The organism is Amycolatopsis sp. NPDC004772, from assembly GCF_053601215.1.
Map to the genome: position 1 here is coordinate 39,849 of NZ_JBSGBK010000017.1, position 18,166 is coordinate 58,014.

16 protein-coding genes are annotated in these 18,166 nt (G+C 73.2%); 7 read left to right on the forward strand and 9 right to left on the reverse strand.

Going from position 1 to position 18,166, the window contains the following annotated elements; translation table 11 throughout:
• Window positions 1-391 precede the first annotated feature (391 nt).
• Window positions 392-1,807 carry a S8 family peptidase gene (locus tag ACWEF6_RS13750; RefSeq protein ID WP_449683219.1) on the forward strand — a complete coding sequence of 472 codons (1,416 nt, stop codon included), beginning with the start codon at window positions 392-394 and terminating at the stop codon, window positions 1,805-1,807.
• A 116-nt stretch (window positions 1,808-1,923) separates the two neighbouring features.
• On the opposite strand, the gene ACWEF6_RS13755 is transcribed toward ACWEF6_RS13750, so the two are convergent.
• From ACWEF6_RS13755 to ACWEF6_RS13775, 5 genes are all read right to left on the reverse strand, one after another.
• Window positions 1,924-2,745 carry an ABC transporter permease gene (locus ACWEF6_RS13755; protein WP_449683220.1) on the reverse strand — a complete coding sequence of 274 codons (822 nt, stop codon included), beginning with the start codon at window positions 2,743-2,745 and terminating at the stop codon, window positions 1,924-1,926.
• The gene (locus ACWEF6_RS13760; protein WP_449683221.1) at window positions 2,746-3,549 is read right to left on the reverse strand and encodes an ABC transporter permease; all 804 of its coding nucleotides are present in this window, start codon (window positions 3,547-3,549) and stop codon (window positions 2,746-2,748) included. It abuts the gene before it with no gap.
• On the reverse strand, window positions 3,549-4,505 hold the full coding sequence (locus ACWEF6_RS13765) for an ABC transporter ATP-binding protein (RefSeq protein WP_310972323.1): 957 nt from the start codon (window positions 4,503-4,505) through the stop codon (window positions 3,549-3,551). The genes ACWEF6_RS13760 and ACWEF6_RS13765 overlap by 1 nt, the downstream gene beginning before the upstream one ends.
• Before the next feature lie 30 nt (window positions 4,506-4,535).
• Window positions 4,536-7,454, reverse strand: a complete 2,919-nt coding sequence (locus tag ACWEF6_RS13770) for a phosphodiester glycosidase family protein (RefSeq protein WP_449683222.1) — start codon at window positions 7,452-7,454, stop codon at window positions 4,536-4,538.
• 75 nt (window positions 7,455-7,529) lie between these two features.
• A complete protein-coding gene (locus ACWEF6_RS13775) occupies window positions 7,530-9,077 on the reverse strand; it encodes an alkaline phosphatase D family protein (RefSeq protein ID WP_449683223.1) in 1,548 nt (515 codons plus the stop codon).
• A 125-nt stretch (window positions 9,078-9,202) separates the two neighbouring features.
• On the opposite strand from ACWEF6_RS13775, the gene ACWEF6_RS13780 reads away from it, so the two are divergent.
• Window positions 9,203-11,560: a penicillin acylase family protein gene (locus ACWEF6_RS13780; protein WP_449683224.1), complete on the forward strand. Its 2,358-nt coding sequence runs from the start codon at window positions 9,203-9,205 to the stop codon at window positions 11,558-11,560.
• A 21-nt stretch (window positions 11,561-11,581) separates the two neighbouring features.
• Here the strand turns inward: ACWEF6_RS13780 and ACWEF6_RS13785 are convergent, their stop codons facing one another.
• Window positions 11,582-12,151 carry a TetR family transcriptional regulator gene (locus ACWEF6_RS13785; protein ID WP_449683225.1) on the reverse strand — a complete coding sequence of 190 codons (570 nt, stop codon included), beginning with the start codon at window positions 12,149-12,151 and terminating at the stop codon, window positions 11,582-11,584.
• Window positions 12,152-12,302: 151 nt separating this feature from the next.
• Here ACWEF6_RS13785 and ACWEF6_RS13790 point away from each other — a divergent pair, with 151 nt between their 5' ends.
• From ACWEF6_RS13790 to ACWEF6_RS13800, 3 genes are read left to right on the forward strand one after another with little or no spacing between them, the layout of a single operon-like run.
• Window positions 12,303-12,554: a hypothetical protein gene (locus ACWEF6_RS13790; protein ID WP_449683226.1), complete on the forward strand. Its 252-nt coding sequence runs from the start codon at window positions 12,303-12,305 to the stop codon at window positions 12,552-12,554.
• Between the two features lie 8 nt (window positions 12,555-12,562).
• Window positions 12,563-13,387 carry a hypothetical protein gene (locus ACWEF6_RS13795; RefSeq protein ID WP_449683227.1) on the forward strand — a complete coding sequence of 275 codons (825 nt, stop codon included), beginning with the start codon at window positions 12,563-12,565 and terminating at the stop codon, window positions 13,385-13,387.
• Entirely contained in the window at window positions 13,384-13,695 is a 312-nt protein-coding gene (locus tag ACWEF6_RS13800) for an ArsR/SmtB family transcription factor (RefSeq protein ID WP_449683228.1), read from the forward strand. The genes ACWEF6_RS13795 and ACWEF6_RS13800 overlap by 4 nt, the downstream gene beginning before the upstream one ends.
• Window positions 13,696-13,699: 4 nt before the next feature.
• Here the strand turns inward: ACWEF6_RS13800 and ACWEF6_RS13805 are convergent, their stop codons facing one another.
• Complete coding sequence (locus ACWEF6_RS13805; protein WP_449683287.1) at window positions 13,700-14,056, reverse strand: DUF4233 domain-containing protein; 357 nt, start codon at window positions 14,054-14,056, stop codon at window positions 13,700-13,702.
• A gap of 50 nt (window positions 14,057-14,106) precedes the next feature.
• The gene (gene folC, locus ACWEF6_RS13810; RefSeq protein WP_449683229.1) at window positions 14,107-15,762 is read right to left on the reverse strand and encodes a bifunctional tetrahydrofolate synthase/dihydrofolate synthase; all 1,656 of its coding nucleotides are present in this window, start codon (window positions 15,760-15,762) and stop codon (window positions 14,107-14,109) included.
• Between the two features lie 73 nt (window positions 15,763-15,835).
• Between folC and ACWEF6_RS13815 the strand changes: the two genes are divergently transcribed.
• Entirely contained in the window at window positions 15,836-16,471 is a 636-nt protein-coding gene (locus tag ACWEF6_RS13815; RefSeq protein WP_449683230.1) for a class I SAM-dependent methyltransferase, read from the forward strand.
• A 73-nt stretch (window positions 16,472-16,544) separates the two neighbouring features.
• Window positions 16,545-17,405, forward strand: a complete 861-nt coding sequence (locus tag ACWEF6_RS13820; protein WP_449683231.1) for an SGNH/GDSL hydrolase family protein — start codon at window positions 16,545-16,547, stop codon at window positions 17,403-17,405.
• Here ACWEF6_RS13820 and ACWEF6_RS13825 read toward each other — a convergent pair.
• The gene (locus tag ACWEF6_RS13825; protein ID WP_449683232.1) at window positions 17,389-18,165 is read right to left on the reverse strand and encodes an alpha/beta fold hydrolase; all 777 of its coding nucleotides are present in this window, start codon (window positions 18,163-18,165) and stop codon (window positions 17,389-17,391) included. The genes ACWEF6_RS13820 and ACWEF6_RS13825 overlap by 17 nt on opposite strands.
• Between the last annotated feature and the right edge of the window lies 1 nt (window position 18,166).

The following is an 18,166-nucleotide window of genomic DNA, read 5'->3' on the forward strand; positions in this document are numbered from 1 at the left end:
GGGGCGCAACCCGGCCAAAGGTCTGCTCGGCGGCGTGCTTGGCCAGGCTTGCGCGGCCCCCGGGCCGCCTGCCACGTCGTCCAGCCACCCGGTTCGCGGGCGGCGACGCGCGTCACGCTGTTCATGCACATCACCGGGCCACAACGCCGCAGGCAGCACCTCTCACGTGCGCCCCGCGGCCCAGCGGCCACCCCGAGTATCCCACACCGGGTGACCACTCCGGTGTACTCGGTACCTCCCGCAGGCACCCGGGCGTGCCGTACCGGCCCACGGCCGGGGGAACTTCGCCCGAGCGCTTGTCCGCCGGGCGCCGGGTGGCTACGGTGCGGCTCGGGGTGACCGGGATCTCGCGCGCCGGCACCCGCGGTTCCTGCATCCGGTGGGAGGTCCGGTGTCCCTGCTGGCGCGGCCGCTGCGAGCGGCCGTGTGCACCGTCATGGTGCTTTCGGGATGCGTCACCGCCGGTCCGGCGGCCGCCGAGTCCGGCTGCGCCCACGGCCGGGCCCTCCGCTACGTCGTCGCCTTCGACCGCGGCACCTCCGAAGCCGCGGCCCGGTCGGAAATCGACCGCGCCTGCGGGGCCACCACCGTGTACTACCCGCAGATCGCGGTCGCGGTCGCCACCTCCGGCGACCCGGGTTTCGGCGGGCGGATCGGGCTCGACCGGGCGTTCAGCGCGCAGGCCGAGCGGCTGGCCGCGCAGCGCGCCGCCGAGGTCAAGCCGCAGCCCGCGCGGGCTGCGCTGCCGGCGACCGACCCGGCCCGCGTCCCCGGCGCCGACCTGAGCGGGCAGCAGTGGGACATGCGGATGATCGGCGCCCCGGCCGTCTTCGCGGGCCGCCGGGACGTCGTCGTCGGCGTGCTCGACTCCGGGATCGACCCGGACCACCCGGACCTGAGCGACGCCGTCGACCGCGACGACTCGGCCGGCTGCCTGACGGGCGCGCCCGACCGGTCGCCGTCGGCGTGGGAGCCGACGACGTCGGTGCACGGGACGCACGTGGCGGGGATCATCGCGGCGGCCGACGACGGGCGCGGCGTGACGGGTGTGGCGCCCGGGGTACGAGTGGCGTCGGTGAAGGTGATCGACGACCGCGGGTACGCCGCCCCGGAGGCCGCGGTGTGCGGGCTGATGTGGGCGGCCGCGCGGCACATGCGGGTGACGAACAGCAGCTTCTTCGTCAACCCGTGGTCGCTGTCGTGCATCCGCGGCAACGACCGTGGAGTGGTGCACGAGGTGCTGGCCCGGGCGGTGGAGTACAGCACGTCGGCGGGGACGTTGAACGTGGCGGCGGCGACGAACGAGGCGGTCGACCTGACGCCGTCGGCGCGGTCGGGAGCGCGGGGGGCCAGCAGCGGGTGTGAAGCCCTGCCGGCCGGGCTGCGGGACGTCGTCGCGGTGTCGGCCGTCGGCGCGGACCGGGTGAAGGCGGGGTACAGCTCGTACGGGCTGGGCGTGATCGACGTCACCGCGCCGGGCGGCGAGACGGGCGAGTGCGTGCTGTCGACGGTGCCGGGCGGGTACGCACCGCTGTGCGGAACGTCGATGGCGGCCCCGCACGTGACGGGCGTGCTGGCGCTGCTGGCGTCCGCTTCGGAGAAGGCCGGCCCCCGCCAGCTGCGGCGGACGTTGGACGCGCAGGCGATGCCGATGCCGTGCCCGGCCGACTACGACCTGACCGGGGATGGGCTTCAGGACGCGTACTGCGCCGGGTATGAGGGGTACAACGGGTTCTACGGGCACGGGATGGTGCGTGTTCCGGCGCCTGCGGCTGCACCGGGTGGGCAGCCTGACCAGGCTCGGTGACGCCGCGCGGCGGTGAGCGGAGCCGGACGTCGCGGGATCGGGGACGGGACTCGCGTGACTGGGCGCGTAGCTCGCGTGATTGGGGACGGAACTCGCGTGATTGGGTGGGCGTCTCGTCAGGTGAGGAGGAGTTTGGCTATGCGGCGGGTCGAGGCCCAGAGGCCGATCGCGCCCAGGGCCAGCAGGTAGGCCAGGTTGATCAGCATGCTGCCGGACAACAGGCCCGTGGCCAGGCCGCGCATCAGCTCGATCGCGTGGTAGAGCGGGAGGCAGCGGATCACCCACTGCAGCGGCTCGGAGTACACCGACAGCGGGTAGAACGTCGTCGCGAAGAGGAACATCGGGGTCAGGCCGAGCTGGATGTAGTCGAACTGGGCCGTCGAGCGCAGGAACGTCACCAGCGCCATGCCGATCGCCGAGAACGCCAAGCCCACCAGGAGCGCCGCCGGGACCATCAGCAGGGCCCACCACGACGCCAGCAGGCCCATCGCCGCCGCGATGGCGAGGAAGGCCACCGCGTAGATGCCGCCGCGGGTGATCGCCCAGCCGATTTCGCCCAGCGCCACGTCCAGCGGGCCGATCGGGGTCGCCAACATCGCGTCGTACAGCTTGGCGTAGCGCAGCTTGAAGAACAGGTTGTACGTCGATTCGAAGACGGCGCCGTTCATCGCCGACGTCGCCAGCAGCGCCGGCGCCACGAAGGCGACGTAGCTCATCGGCTGCCCGCCGGGGCCCGTCACCTCGGTGACCAGCTTGCCGAACCCCAGCTGGAACGCCAGCAGGTAGAGGAACGGCTCGACCGCGCCGGACAGGAAGATCAGCCAGTTGCCGCGGTAGACCAGCACCGAGCGTTCGACGAGCATCCGGGCGCGGCCCGCGTACAGCCCCGGCGGCAGGATGCGCAGCAGCAACCCGGCGCGGGTTTCGACGGTCGTCATTCAGACCACCAGCCTCCGGTAGAAGGCCCGGTGCGCGAGCACCCACCCGGCCGCGAACAGCGCCGCCAGCACGGCGAGGTGACCGAGCATCGCCCAGCCGCCCACGCCGCCGATGCTCACGCCGCGGGCCAGCTGCGTGCCGTGCCACAGCGGGGAGAGCCAGGCCACCCAGCGGATCGCGCCCGGCAGCTGGGAGATCGGGAAGAACGTGCCGGAGAACAACGTCATCGGCATCACGACGAACCGGAAGATCAGCCCGAAGCGCTGGCCCTCGTCGTAGGTCCGCGCGGCGAGCGCGGCCATCGGTGCGGTGCAGGCGAGCCCGGTGACCGTGCCGGCCAGGATCACCAGCAGCACCCCCGGCCCGGTCCAGGCGCCGAAGAACAGCGCGACGAACGCGTAGATCGCGCCCGCCAGCGTCAGGCGCAGGGCCGACCAGATCAGGTGCCCGCCGAACACCTGGCCCGGTGACACCGGGGTGGCCGTGACGGCCAGGTATTCCTTCTGCCACTTGAACCCGGACAGCACCGGGTAGCTCGACTCGCCGAACGCCTGCTGCGCGGCCCCGGCGGCCAGCAGTGCCGGGGCGATGTACTGCAAGTACGACAGGCCGCCGGTGACCTCGCCCGGCCGCACCTGCGAGCCGAAGCCGAGCCCCATCGCGGCCAGGAAGAGCACCGGCTGCAGGCCGGTCGAGTACAAAGTGGACAGCCAGTGGCGGCGGTACCACGTCCAGCGCCCCTCGACCTGCAGCCAGGCGCCGTGCCACTTGCCGACCACCCGGCCGGTCGAGATCGTCGCCATCAGTCGACCAACGTCCGGCCGGTGAGCCGGAGGAAGACGTCCTCCAGCGAGCTGCGGCGCACCAGGCTCGACAGCGGCCGCACGCCGCGGGAATGAGCTCGCTCCAACGCGTCCTCGCCGTCGTCGCTGTACAGCAGGACTCGATCCGGGAGCACCTCCACGCGCTCCGCCAGGCCCTCCACCTGCTGGGCCGCCGACACCTGCTCCCCCGACGCGAACCGCAGCTCGACGACCTCGCGCGTCGAGTACCGCCGGATCAGGTCGGCCGGCGAGCCCTCGGCGGCGATGCGGCCGTGGTCCATCACCACCAGCCTGTCGCACAGCTGCTCGGCTTCGTCCATGTAGTGCGTCGTCACGATCAGCGTCGTGCCCTGGGCCTTGAGCCGGAACAGCCGATCCCACAGCAGGTGCCGGGCCTGTGGGTCGAGGCCCGTCGTCGGCTCGTCGAGCAGCAGGAGCTCCGGGTCGTTGACCAGCGAGCGGGCGATCGTCAGCCGCCGCTTCATGCCGCCCGACAGCGGGTCGACCTTGTCGCCGGCGCGGTCCGTGAGCTGGGCGAACTCCAGCAGTTCCGCGGCCTTCTCCCGGGCCGCCGCGCGCGACAGGCCGAAGTAGCGGCCGTAGACCAGCAGGTTCTCCCGGACCGTCAGCTCGACGTCCAGGTTGTCCTGCTGCGGCACCACGCCGAGGCGCGCGCGGATCCGCGGCCCGGCCACCTCCGGGTCGAGGCCGAGCACGCGGAGCTCGCCGTCCGTGCGGGGTGACACGCAGGCGATCATCCGCATGGTCGACGACTTGCCCGCGCCGTTCGGGCCGAGGAACCCGAACGCCTCCCCGCGCCGCACCTCGACGTCGATCCCGCGCACGGCTTCGAACTCGCCGAAGCGCTTCACCAGTGCCTTGGCCTGCACCAGTGCCGGTTCCCGGTCCTCCGCATCGTCCACGCTTCGCACCATAGGACCGACCACCGACAAAAACCGAACGGATTAGCCGCGGACCGTCACCACCAGCGTCTGCGAGACGCCGTTGACCTGCACGGACAGCCGCGCGACACCCGGCCGCACCGCGGTCAGGACGCCCGAGGCCGGGTCGAACGCGACGACGCCCCGGCCGACCTGCCAGTCCGCGCTCACCGGGTAGGACACCGGCACGTCCCGGGTCCCCTGCCGCACCGAGGCCCGGACGACCGCGCGCTCGCCGCGGACCATCGACGACGGCCCGGTCAGCGAAAGGGCGTCGACGTTCGGGCGCGTCTCGAACCGCACCGGCTCGGCGCGGTCGGCCGGGTCCACGCGCAGCAGCGTCCAGCCGACGAACCCGCCGTCGCCCGGAGCGGCCGCGGGCGCCTTGCCCGAGTTGCCGTTGACCAGGTACGGCACCCCGTCGACCCGCGACAGCGAGAACACGCCGGCGTGCGAGGCCACCGCGGCGGCCGGCTTGCCGGAAGCCTGCTCGAACCCGGTCAGCCACTGGGTCAGCAGGGTGGCCTCCTTCCGGTCGCCGAGCTGCGAGTTCCCGGTCGGGCTCGGGTCCTTCACGGGGTGGTGCATGGCGACGACGACCCCGCGGACCGACCGGTCGCGCGCCGCGGAGTCGAGCGCCGACCGCAGCATCCGGACCTGGTCGAACCCGCCGGCCCGCAGCGAGCCGCGCGAAGAATCGAGCAGCACCAGCCGGATGCCGCGGACGTCGACGACCTGGTGCGTCAAGCCGAAGGCCGCCTGGAAGTTCGCGAGGCCGTTGCCGCCTTCGGCCTCGTGGTTGCCCGGCACGTAGTACCAGGGCACCAGCTCGCCGAGCTCCTCGGTGATCACCTGCCGGGCCAGTACGAAGTCGGGCGCGGTGCCGCGGTCGACGAAGTCGCCGTTGAGCAGCACCAGGTCCGGTTTCGCCGCGACGGCTTCGCGCAGCGCCCGGCGGGCCTGGGCGACCAGCGGCCCCGCCGGGTCGTCCGCGGTGAACTGGGCGTCGCTGACCACCGCGACCCGCAGGCCGCCGGCCAGGACGCCGTCGGTGACCAGCGCCGGGTCGTGCGGGGCGGGATCGGCGGGCACGGCCGTCGTCGGCGCCACCTCGAAGGTCAGGTCGTCGAACACGAGCCGGCCCTCGTACTGCTGGTCCGGCACGTTCTCGACGGCGTAGAAGCGCGCCAGGCGCTGTCCGGCGGGGAGCCCGGCCGGGATGGTGGCGGTGACGTACTTCCAGCCCGTCCAGTCGACGCTCAGCGAAAGGTCCACAATGGACGCCACGTTCGCGGCGTCGCGCAGTTCGGCCCGCAGCCACGCACCCTTGCCGTCGCCGTCGACCCACAGCCCGACCTTCTGCGTGCCCGGCGGCACCGCAAGCGGCGACGACGGTGTCACGTAGGCCGCGCGCGTCGCGGTCGTGCCGGTCAGCCGGTAGTCCAGCGCGAGGCCGGCGCCGCCGGCGCGGCCGGGTGCCGCGGACAGCGCCGCGCCGACGACCGCCGGGAACACCGTGGCCGCCCAGCCCGCCGGGCCGTCCAGCGGCGACGCCACCTGGGCCACGGTGCCGACCGACGCGGCCAGGTGCGTGGTCAGGCCGGCCGCGGACGCCGTGATCGCCGAAGCGCCCGAGGACGTCAGCGCGGTCACCGCGTAGCCGTCCCCGGAGGGCTCGATCCGCACCACCGAGTGGTCGTAGCCGAGCTTGACGTCGTCGGGCTCCAGCCAGGTGCCGTAGCCGTCGGCGTCGTAGCCGTAGACCTTGAACGTGCTCCGCGCGCCCGCGCCCGACAGCGCGACCTGCTCGGTGCTCGTGCCGAGCCGGACCGCCCGGCCCAGCACCGCAAGCGCGGTCTTCCCGGACGCGCGCCCGGACCGCGCGACGACGTCGACCGCCCCCGCGTCGTGCCCGGTGACGACCCCGCGCGTCACGGTCGCCCGCCGGGGATCCGACGTGCTCCAGCGCGGCTCGGCGGCCACCGCGGCGCCCGTTTCGTCGTGGCCGTCGGCGACCAGGTGCCTGCTCAGGCCCGCCAGCACGCGGTTCGCGCCGTCCGCCGCCACGGCGGGCGCCGGGGCGAAGCCGGTGAGCCGGCCGCTGCCCGGCACGGTCGCGAAGCCGATCCCGTTGGGCACCAGGCGTTCCCCGCCGTCGGACGGCGAATTCCGGACGCTCGGCGCCGCTTCGCCCTCGTTGCGCGCGAGGAGCGTCGACGACCCGCCGCCGTCGAGGTTGATGGCGTCGTCGGCACCGAGGCTCTTCATGTGCCGCGCGAGTTCGAGCTCGGTCATCCCGCGGCTGTCGGCCTGCCGACCGTCCACGGTGGCCAGCCACAGCTTCCGGCCGTCGGCGGAGAAGCCGACCGCGGTCCGCGGGTGCATGGCGACGTCGTCGACCGGCTGGACGACACCGTCGCGGAGGAGGACTTCGTTGCCGCCCACGGCGACCGCGATCTTCCCGGCGTCCGAGCGCGGTGCGTAGGTGACGCCGACCGCGTCCCCCGGCTGCAGCGCGGCGAGCGCGTCGGCCCCCGCTTCGCGGGCGAGCAGCACCGTCGTCCCCGCCGCGATCGGGCCGGGCGCCGGCTGCTCGCGCACGGCGGTGACCACCCCGTCGCGGAGTTCGGCCTCCCGCACCCGGGACGCCCCCGCCACCGAGGTCGCGCGCCCGGCGGCACCCCACAACGGCGTGTAGACGCCGATCGCGTCGGTGCCGAGGACCGGGCTGTTGAAGTTGGTCGCCTTCACCGCGCCGCCGGGCAGCGTCACGGTGGCTTCGAGGAAGATCGACGCGAGCTGGGCTTTGCCCGCGTCGGTGATCGACGCGGTGAGGTTGTGCCCGGCGGCGGGTGCGGTCTGCAGCTGCCCGCGGTCGATGCCGACGCCGATCGGCGCGCCGGTGGCGTTGATGTCGAAGAAGTCGCCGTTGACGCCGGCCACCGCGCCCGCCCGGGCGACCTGCTGCGACAGCGGCGTGCGCGCGGAAACCGTGCGGGCGAGCCTAGCCGACCCTGCTCAGCGGCCTTGCGGGTGCAGTGTCTTCGACCACAGCGACGCCCCGGTGGCGTCCCGCAGGTCCACCCGGAGGTCGCCGCTGGCGCCGTCGACGTTCAGCTCGCCGAAGTGCTGGAAGCCGTCGATCGGGGCGGTGTTCGCCGCCGGCGGGGCGTGCACGAAGACCGCCTGCGGGCCGAACGTCGGGTCCAGGGTGTTCGGGCCGAACGCCCCCGCGTTCAGCGGGCCGGACACGAACTCCCAGAACGGGTCGAAGTCCTGGAAGGCCGCCCGGTCGGGTGAATAGTGGTGGGCCGCGGTGTAGTGGACGTCGGCGGTCAGCCAGACGACGTTGCGGACGCGGCGGCGCTGGATCTCCCGCAGCACCCAGGCCAGCTCGGTCTCGCGGCCGCCGGGCGCGCCCGGCAGGTTGTTCGCGACGGCTTCGATGTCGGCGCCGTCCGGGACGACCAGGCCCAGCGGCATGTCGGCCTGGACGATCTTCCAGGTCGCCGTGCTGCGGCCGAGCGCGTCGGTGAGCCAGCGGGCCTGGGCGTCACCGAGGATGTAGCCCGGCTTCGTCTGGTCCGCGATGTTGGCGTTGCGGTAGGTCCGCATGTCCAGCACGAAGATCTCGACCCGCGAGCCGTAGGTGAAGCTGCGGTAGACCCGGCCGTCGACGGCCCGGCGCGAGTCGATCGGGTGCCACTCATGGAACGCCTGGTACGCCCGCGGCGCGAGCACGTCGACCCGCTTCTCGGTGTAGGCCGGGTTGTCGATGATCTTGCCCGGGTACCAGTTGTTCAGGACCTCGTGGTCGTCCCACTGGACGTAGGAGGGCACCTGCGCGGCGAAGCGCTTGAAGTTGTCGTCGAGGCGGTTGTAGGCGTGCTGGCCGCGGAACTCGGCCAGGGTCTCGGCGACCTTCGCCTTCTCGGGCGTGACGACGTTGCGCCAGGTCCGGCCGCCGGGGAGGGTGACGGTCTCGGTCAGCGGGCCGTCGGAGTACACCGTGTCGCCGCTGTGCAGGAACAGGTCCGGGCAGCGGGCGGCCATCGCGGAGAAGATCGTCATCCCGCCCAGGGCCGGGTTGATGCCCCAGTTCTGGCCGACGACGTCGCCCGACCACAGGATGCGCGCGTCGCGGCGGCCCACCGGCGCGGTGGCGAAGCGGCCGGTCAGCGGCTCGCTCGTGGCGCGCCCGTCGAGGGCTTCGGCGGTGACGCGGTAGTGGTACTCGGTGCCGGGCGCCAGCGCCGGGACGCGCACGCGGCCGGTGCCACCGCTGTCCGGGCCCACCAGCGGGCCGGGCACGCGGCGGGAGTGCCGGAACGACGGGTCCCGGGCGATCTCGACGACCAGGCGCGACGGCCGGTCCGCGCGGGACCAGACGATGGCCGAGCCCGGCGTGACGTCGCCGGACTGGACGCCGTGGGTGAGCACCGGCCGGTCGCGGCGGACGAGCGGGGTCGCGGCGAAGGCCGCCGACGGCACGACGAGGCCGGCGGCGACCGCGGAAGCGCCGGTCAGGCCGGCCTTGATGAGGGTGCGGCGGGAGTGTTCGGTCATGCGCGGTTTCTATCCCGCCGCGGCCAACGCCGGCTTGCGCGCGGATGAACGAACACTGGGGGTTTTCCCCCATACCCGGTCGTCGTCGCCGTCGGTAGCTTGGTGATCACGACAAGGGGGTACGAATGGCACTCTTCAGGAAGGCGCTCGCCGGTTTCGCGGCGGTGCTTTCGGTCACCACACTCGGCGCGGGGGTCGCGAACGCGGGTGAGAACAGCGCGAAAGCCGTGCTGCGCTACACCGAACACGGCATCCCGCACATCGTCGCCAAGGACTTCGTGGGCCTCGGCTACGGGTACGGCTTCGCGGCGGCGACCGACAACGTCTGCGAGCTCGCGAAGATCTACGTCACGGTGAGCGCGCAGCGATCGCGGTACTTCGGCCCGGACGGCGAAGGTTACCCGTCGCTGTCCGAGGCGAAGAACAACCTGCACAGCGACCTGTTCTTCCAGCAGCTCAACGACTCCGGCGTGGTCGACAGGCTAGTCGCCCGGCCCGCGCCGCAGGGGCCGCGGCCCGAGGTCCGGCAGATCGTTTCGGGCTACGTCAAGGGGTACAACGCCTACCTGGCGCGCACCGGCCGGTCCGGGATCACCGATCCGGCCTGCCGCGGCGCGGACTGGGTGCGGCCGATCACCGAGCAGGACTTCTACCGGCACTTCTACTCGATCGCCGTCACCGGCGGCCTGGGCTTCGTCACCGAAGGGCTGTTCGCGACGCCGCCGTCCGGGGCGCCGTCGCCGGCCGCGGGCACGCCCGCGCAGCTGTCGGCCAGCCTGCGGGAGGGGCTCGGCAAGGGCGGTCTCGGCAGCAACGGCATCGCCATCGGCGCCGACGGGACGGCGGCGGGCCAGGGCAGCGTGCTGCTCGGCAACCCGCATTACCCGTGGCACGACGGACGGCGGTTCTGGCAGAGCCAGCTGACCATCCCCGGCCGGGTCGACGTGGCCGGGGCGAGCCTGCTCGGCATGCCGTTCGTCATGATCGGGCACACCGCGGACGCGGCCTGGACGCACACGGTGTCCACTCCGGTCACGTTCGGCCTGTTCGAAGTCCCGCTGGCGGCCGGTGATCCGACGACGTACGTGGTCGACGGCAAGCCCGAGAAGATGACCTCCCGCGAGGTCACGGTCCAGGTGCGCCAGGCCGACGGCTCGCTGGAGCCGGTCCGGCGGACGTTCTGGTCGACGCGGTACGGCCCGGTGCTGGACGACGTCGGCGGGATCCCGATGCCGTGGACGGCGAAGTCGGCGTTCGCGCTGCGGGACGCCAACGCGACCAACCTGCGCGGGCTGAACACGTGGTTCGAGCTCGACCAGGCCCGCAGCACGGCCGACGTCGTCCGGGCGCTGAGCAGCACGCAGGGTGTGCCGTGGGTGAACACGATCGCCACCGACCGGGCGGGCACCGCGCTCTACGCCGACATCCAGGTCGTCCCGCACGTCACCGACGAGCTGGCCGCGAAGTGCAGCACCCCGACCGGCCGGCAAACGCTGGCCGGCGACGGACTGGCCATTTTGGACGGTTCGCGGTCGGCTTGCCAGTGGGGTTCGGACCCGGGTGCGGTGGAGCCGGGGATCTTCGCGCCCTCGCGGCTGCCGCAGCAGCAGCGGCGGGACTACGAGCTGAACGCCAACGACAGCGCGTGGCTCGCGAACGCCCGGGCGCCGCTCACCGGGTTCCCGCGGATCGTCAGCGACCAGGACACCGAGCGTTCGCCGCGCACCCGGGAAGCGCTGCTGACGGCCGAGGCGAGCAAGTTCACCACGGACTCGATGAAGAAGATGCTCTTCGCCGACCACAGCCTGTTCGCCGACCTGGCGGCGGCGGACCTGGCGAAGCTGTGCGCGTCGTTCCCGGGCGGACTGGCGCCGTCGTCGTCCGGCCCGGTCCCGGTCGGGCCGGCGTGCACGGCGCTGGCGAGCTGGGACCACACGTACTCGTCGGACAGCCGTGGTTCCCTGCTGTTCCAACGGTTCGCCACCCGGCTCGCCAACGTCGACCGGTTCTCCGTGCCGTTCGACCCGAAGGCCCCGCTGACCACGCCGCACACGCTCAACGTCGGCAACGCGGACGTCCGGAAGGCATTCGGCGACGCCCTCGTGGAGCTGCGCACGGCGGGCTTGGCCCCGGACACGCGCCTGCGCGACGGCCAAGCCGTCACGCGAAACGGCGACCGCATCCCGATCCACGGCGCGCAGGGCTTCCTGGGCGTGCTGAACGTGATGACGACGGTGTGGGACCCGGCCCGCGGCAACACCGAGGTCGCACACGGGTCCAGCTACATCCAGGTGGTCGGGTTCAGCGGACGCGGGTGCCCGGACTCCTCGACGCTGCTGACGTACTCGCAGTCGGCGAACCCGAAGTCGCCTTACTTCAGTGACCAGACGAAGTTGTACAGCCGCGGCGAGTGGGTGAAGGAGCGATTCTGCGAGACCGACATCTTGCGCTCGCCGGCGCTGCGGGTGGTGGTGCTGCGCTGAGTCCGCGGCGGAGGCGGGCGTTCAGCCGTCCGTCTCCGCCGCCAGTGTCCGCAAGTCCGCGTATGCCTCGTCGAGGTGTTCGTCCAGGCTGCGGGCGGACTCCCGGATCCAGGCGCCCGCCGCGAGGTGGAACGCGCCCCAGCCGACCTGGGTGGCCAGCGCGGCCAGCCGGTCGCCGACACCCCGATCGCGCAGCGCGTCGGCGAGGGCGTCGGCCATCGCCGCGGCCTTGGCCAGGTCGCGCTCGCGCAGCGCCGGCATTGCGGCGATGACCGCCAGCCGGGGTTCGGCGAAGGGGCGGTTCGCCTCCAGGATCCGGCCCGCCTTCCGGAAGGCGCGGCGGAGGACTTCGAGCGGCGGCAGCCCTTCGGGCGCGTCGGACACCGACTGGATCAGCTGCGCGCGCAGGGCTTCTTCGCCGTCGAACAGCACTTCGCGCTTGTCCGGGAAATGCCGGAAGAACGTGCGCTCGGTGGCCCCGGCCCTCGCCGCGATCTCGGCCGTCGCGGTCCGGTCGAAGCCGCGTTCCGCGTACAGCTCCAGGGCCGCCTGCTGGAGGCGGCGGCGCGCTTCTTCTCCGCTGCGGGGCACTGCGTCAGCTCACCGGTAGCGACAGCGACTGACACTCCGCGGGACGCTCGTAGCGTCAGTCACTGTCGCCGGCCACACCGTCACCGGCCTGGCGCGCTCGGACGCGACCGCCGCCCGGCTGACCTCGCTCGGCGCAGCGCCGGCCGGCAGCGTGCTGCACGGGGCCGCGGAGAACGTCCCGCTCCGGAGCATCGCCGAGACGATCGGGCGCGGCCTGGACCTGCCCGTCGTCTCGCTCACCCCGGACGAGGCCGCCGGGCACTACGCGAGCCCGTTCATGGCCGTGGCCTACAGCTTCGACAGCCCGGTCTCCAGCGAACTCCTCGGCTGGCCACCGGAGCAACCCGGACTGCTCGACGACATCGAGCAGGGGGATTACCTATATCCGGATATGCGGATATAGTGCTCGGCATGCGTGTTCTCGTGGTGGGGCAAGGCCCGGTGGCCCGGGTGCTGGCGACGTCGCTGACCCATCCGGTGGGGTTGGCAGTGCGCGAGCGGACGGCGGATTCCCTGCTGGTGGAGACCCGCCGGCGGGGCACCGCGCGCCGGACCGTTGAGCTCGTGTCGGCCGGCGAGCGGCCGTCGGGCTGGGACGTGGTGATCAGCACGGCTTCACCCGCGTCACCCGGCGTCGCCGAACTGCTCGCGGGTGCGGCGGTCGTCTCAGCGGTCACGCAGGTGCCGTCGGAGGTCGAGCTGCTCCGCGAACTGGCGGCCGGCCGGCCGTGGGGCCTGGTGGTGCCCGGGTTCTTCGCCGGCGGCGCCGATCCGACGTGGTTGTGGCCGCGGGCGCGGTTCACGGTCGCCGGTCCGGCATCGGCGTTGCTCGGGTCGTTGTTCGCCCGGCCGCGGACCGCACCCCTCGCGGCACCGTTGCTGTCCGCCGCGGCGACGATGCCCGTCGTGGCCGGGTTGCACTCCGCGGGCTTCGACCTCGCGGCCGCCCGCCGATCAGCCGGCCACCTCGCGGCGGCGGCGACGCAGGCACGTGCCGCGGTCGCGGCCGGCTACGGCGGCCCGGGCGTGCGGCCGGTCCGCGCGAAGGCCGTGCTCGCGGCGCTGACGGTGCTCCCCCGGCTGGCCCCGTTCGACGTGCCGCAGTACCTCCGCGACCACTTCGGCGGGCACGGCGCGCAGACCGTCCGCATGCTGCACGACTGGGTCGAACTCGGCCGGCGGCACGGCGTGCCGACCGGCGAGCTGGAAGCGCTGCTGGAGCGGGTGCCGGCGTGATCCAGGACGCGCTCACCACGGCATTGCCGGTGCTGCGGGCCCTCGGCGAAGCGACCCGCGTGCAGATCATCGGCGTGTTCCTCGAACGCGGCGGCTCCGCGACGGTCGGGGAGGTGCAGGAGGCGCTGGGGCTGCCGCAGTCGACGGTGTCCCGGCACCTGCGCATCCTGCTCGACGCCCGGCTGCTGGCGGTGAGCCGGTCCGGTCCGCACCGGATCTACCGCCTCGACGTGCCGGCGGATGCGTTGGACGCGCTCGACACGCTGATCACCGAGGTCCGGGCCTGCCAAGAGGCACCGCACACGTGATGCGTCACGGCTGGGGCTGCTGGCTGGCCAGCGTCCCGGCCGCCATCCGCCGGGCGACGTCGCGGCGCAGCCACAGCAGCCAGAGCCAGACCGCCAGGAAGATCACGCCCAGCACCGCGATCGCCGGCAGCCAGAACACCAGCGCGATCAGCACCACCTGCAACACCAGGATCACCGGCACCGCCCATGCGCGCTTCACGAAGCCGCACGTCACGATCAGCAGCACCGCCACCGCGATGACCGTCCAGCCCGTGCCCGTGGAGATCCCGCCGCCCAGCTTGTTGACCACCGGCAGCGCGAGGGCGACCGTGATCGCCTCCATGATCAGCGTTCCCGACATCACGCCGCGGAAGCCCTTCATCGGGTCCTTCGGCTTCGGCGCCTCCTGCGACGACGGCTGCGACGACGTGGTCACGCCGGCTCCTTCCCGAACAGCGTGCGCGCCTCGCCCGCGGTGACCACCGAGCCCGTCACCAGCACGCCGCCGCCCGCCAGGGGTTCCTCCGGGTCGTCGTTGGTCTCCACGAGCGCGATCGCGGTCTCGATCGCCGTCTCCAGGTCGGTTTCGGCGACGACGCGGTCCTCGCCGAACACCGAGATCGCCAGGTCGTTCAGCTCCTCCAGCGGCATCGAGCGGGGCGACGAATTGCGCGTCACCACAATGTCCGACACCACCGGCTCCAGCGCGTCGAGGATGCCGTGGGCGTCCTTCTCGGCCATCACGCCGACCACCGCGACCAGGCGGCGGAACGCGAACTCCTCGGACACCGTCGTGGCGAGGGCGCGGGCTCCGTGCGGGTTGTGCGCCGCGTCGAGCAGGACCGTCGGGGCCGAGCGGACGCGCTCGAGCCGGCCCGGGGTCTCGACCTCCGCGAACGCCTCGCGCACCGCCTCGACGACCAGCTGCTTGTCCTTGCCCGCACCGAAGAACGCCTCGACCGCGGCCAGTGCCAGCGCGGCGTTCGCGGCCTGGTGGGCGCCGTGCAGCGGCAGGAAGATCTGGTCGTACACCCCGCCGAGACCCTGCAGCTTCAGCAGCTGCCCGCCGACGGCGACCTCCTTTTCGAGCACGCCGAACTCGCTGCCCGCGCGCGCGACCGCGGCGTCGACCTCGACCGCGCGCTCCAGCAGCACCTTCAGCACCTCGGGGTCCTGCTCGGCGATCACCGCGACCGAGCCGGGCTTGATGATGCCCGCCTTCTCGCGCGCCGCGCTCACCGCGTCGGGCCCCAGGTACTCGACGTGGTCGAGGCCGATCGGGGTGATCACGGCGACGTCGGCGTCCGCGACGTTGGTGGCGTCCCAGGCACCGCCGAGGCCCGCTTCGAGGACCGCGGCCTCCACCGGCGCGTCGGCGAACGCGGCGAACGCCATCCCGGTGAGGATCTCGAACTTGCTCATCTCGACGCCGTCCGCGGAGGCACCGTCCACCATGGACACGTACGGCGCGATGTCGTTCCACAGCTCGGCGTAGCGCGCGGCGGAGATCGGCCGGCCGTCGAGCGCGATCCGCTCGGTGACCAGCTGCAGGTGCGGGCTCGTGTAGCGGCCGACGCGCAGGCCCATCCGGGTCAGCAGCGCGTCGATCATCCGGGCCGTGGAGCCCTTGCCGTTCGTGCCGGCCACGTGCAGGACCGGGTAGCCGCGGTTCGGCTCGCCCAGCAGCTGCGTCAGCGCCGAAATGCGGGTCAGCGACGGCTCGATCTTCGTCTCCGGCCAGCGCTGGTTCAGCTCGGCCTCGACGGCCATCAGCTCACGCCGCGCCTCGGGGCCGTTCGGATCGCCGTAATCGACCTGCTCGCCCTGGTCGTCGAGCTCGTGCAGCTCGGCGTCCTCGGGCACGCTCAGGTCGGGCACCGGGCCGGTGGCGAGGTTGTCCCCCAGCTGGCCGACCCCGCCGATCCCGCCGCGCGAGCCGCCGCCGGCTTCGAAGGCGGTGTCGCGGACGTCCAGTTCCGGGTCGTGGTCGTCGGACTCCTCGTACCCCGACGTCCCCAGTTCGTCGACGCCCGCGAAGCTGTCCAGATCCGACAGGTCCGGCTTGCGACCTGTCTCATCCTGCGGCACTGAATCTCCTCCGGCCTGGGGTTTCGCACTTGCCTTGCGAGTCTACGTGCGTGCCGGATGGCACTCTCGACGCATGCCGTTCAACCACAACGACCACTACCACCCGCTGCTGCTGGACCTGCTGCCGCCGGGTCCGGGGATCGCGCTGGACGTCGGGTGCGGCACCGGCCGGTTCGCCCGGCGGCTGGCCGCGACCGGCATGGCGGTGGAGGCCGTCGACGTCTCGGCGGCGATGGTCGAGGCGGCGGCCGGGCTGGGATCGCCGGGGCCCGGCGAGATCGTCTACCGGCAGGCCGACGTCACCACCGACCCGCTGCCCGAGGGGCACTACGACTACATCTCGTGCCTGGCGTCGCTGCACCACATGCCGTTCGAGACGGTCGCCAAGCTGCGCCGCGCGCTGGTGCCGGGCGGCGTGCTCGTGGTGCTCGGCCTGGCGAAACCGAGCACACCCGCGGACTGGGCGAAGGCGATCGCGGCAGTCCCGGTCAACGCGCTCGCGCGGCTGGTCGTCTACGCCGGCGAGCGGCTGAACGGCGGCCCCGAAGAGGGCCCGACGGCTCCGGTCGTCGACGACTACCCGACGCTGGCCGAGCTGCGCCGCGAGTCGGCCCGGCTGCTGCCCGGGAGCACCGTCCGGCCGTTGCTCTTCTGGCGCACCTTGATCACTTACCGTGAGCACGGCGACGGTGACCCGATCGGCGGGTGAAGTTCTTCCCCGTCGGCCGCCGGTACTCGCTAGATCTGGTGGCAGCAGTTCCACCAGCGAGAACGGGGTCTTCATGCGCATCACCCGGCTGCTCACCGCGGTCGTCTCGGCAGCCGTCCTGCTGCCGGCGTCGGCCGGCACCGCCGCCGCGGCGCCCATCGGCAGCTACGTCGCCCTCGGCGACTCCTTCACCTCCGGGCCGTACATCCCGGTCCAGCGGCTCGACCCGATCGGCTGCGCGCGGTCGACGGCGAACTACCCGTCGGTGGTGGCCGCGGCGCTGCACCCCGGCCGGTTCACCGACGTCAGCTGCGCCGGCGCGGACACCACGAACCTGACGCGGCCGCAGAGCGTGCCCGCCGGCGGCACCAACGCCCCGCAGCTGGACGCCCTCCGGTTCGACACCGACCTCGTCACCCTCGGCATCGGCGGCAACGACTACGCCGTGTTCGGCACCCTGACTTCGACGTGCCCGGGCCTGCGGGCCGGCAACCCGACGGGCAACCCCTGCGAAGAGCGTTTCGGCGGCTCGGTGCCGACGACGATCGACAACATCGGGCCGCGGGTCGAGGCGGCGCTCGCGGCGATCCACGAACGCGCGCCCCGCGCCCGGGTGCTGGTGATCGGCTACCCGCGGATCCTGCCCGAGCAGGGCTACTGCCCGGACGTGCTGCCCTTCGCCGACGGCGACTACGCGTGGCTGAACGGTGTCGAGGAGAACCTGAACCTGACGCTCTCCGACGCCGTGGACGCCGACGGCAAGGCGGAGTTCGTCGACACGTTCGGCCCGTCACGCGGCCACGACGCCTGTGCCCGCGGCGGCGCGGCGTGGATCAACGGCCAGCACCAGAACGTCCTCGAGGCGGCGGCCTACCACCCGGTCAAGGCCGGGATGGCCGGCGTGGCCGCGGTGGTGCTCAAGGCACTGACCTGACGAAGTCCAGCACGAGCCGGGCGAACTCGTCCGGCAGCTCGGCCGGGGCACCGTGCCCCGCGTCGATCTCGGCGGCGCGCGCGTCCGGGATCGCGGCGACCAGCTCGCGCTGCTGGTCCGCCGGGACGATCCGGTCGTGCGCGCTGCCCAGCACCAGCACCGGCGCGGTGATGCCGGGGAGCACCGCCCGCAGGTCGACGGCGCGGTCGGCCTCGATCTGGCGGTCCGCGCCCGGCTGGATCACCGTTTCCAGGGTCTTGACGAGCTGTTCGTTGCTCTCCGCGGTGGCCTGTTCCCAGTAGCGCGGCCCGAAGGCCATCAGCGGGAGCATCTGGGCGAAGGTCCCGGTGCCGAGCAGGTCCAGCCAATAGCGGAACTCGGCGTCCTGCCGGACGTCGGTGGCGGGCCAGGCGGCGTGCAGGACGGCGGTCCGGACGCGGTCCGGGCGGGTGCCGGCCAGGTGCGCGGCCACGACCGCGCCGAGCGAGTGCCCGACGACGTGGGCGGTTTCGAAGCCGGCGTCGTCCAGGACGGCGGCGGCCTGGGCGGCGAGGGCTTCGACGGTGATCGGGCCACCGCCGTCGGTGGTCAGGCCGGAGCCGGGGAAGTCGGGCGCGAGGACGGTGAAGCCGTCGGCTCGCCCGGTCAGCGGTCCCCATTGTTCGCGGGACGCGGCGGTGCCGTGCAGCAGGAGCAGAGCGGGGCCGTCGCCGGTCCGGTCGTAGTGGACGACGGCGTCTCCGAGGGTCACTTTCGGCATC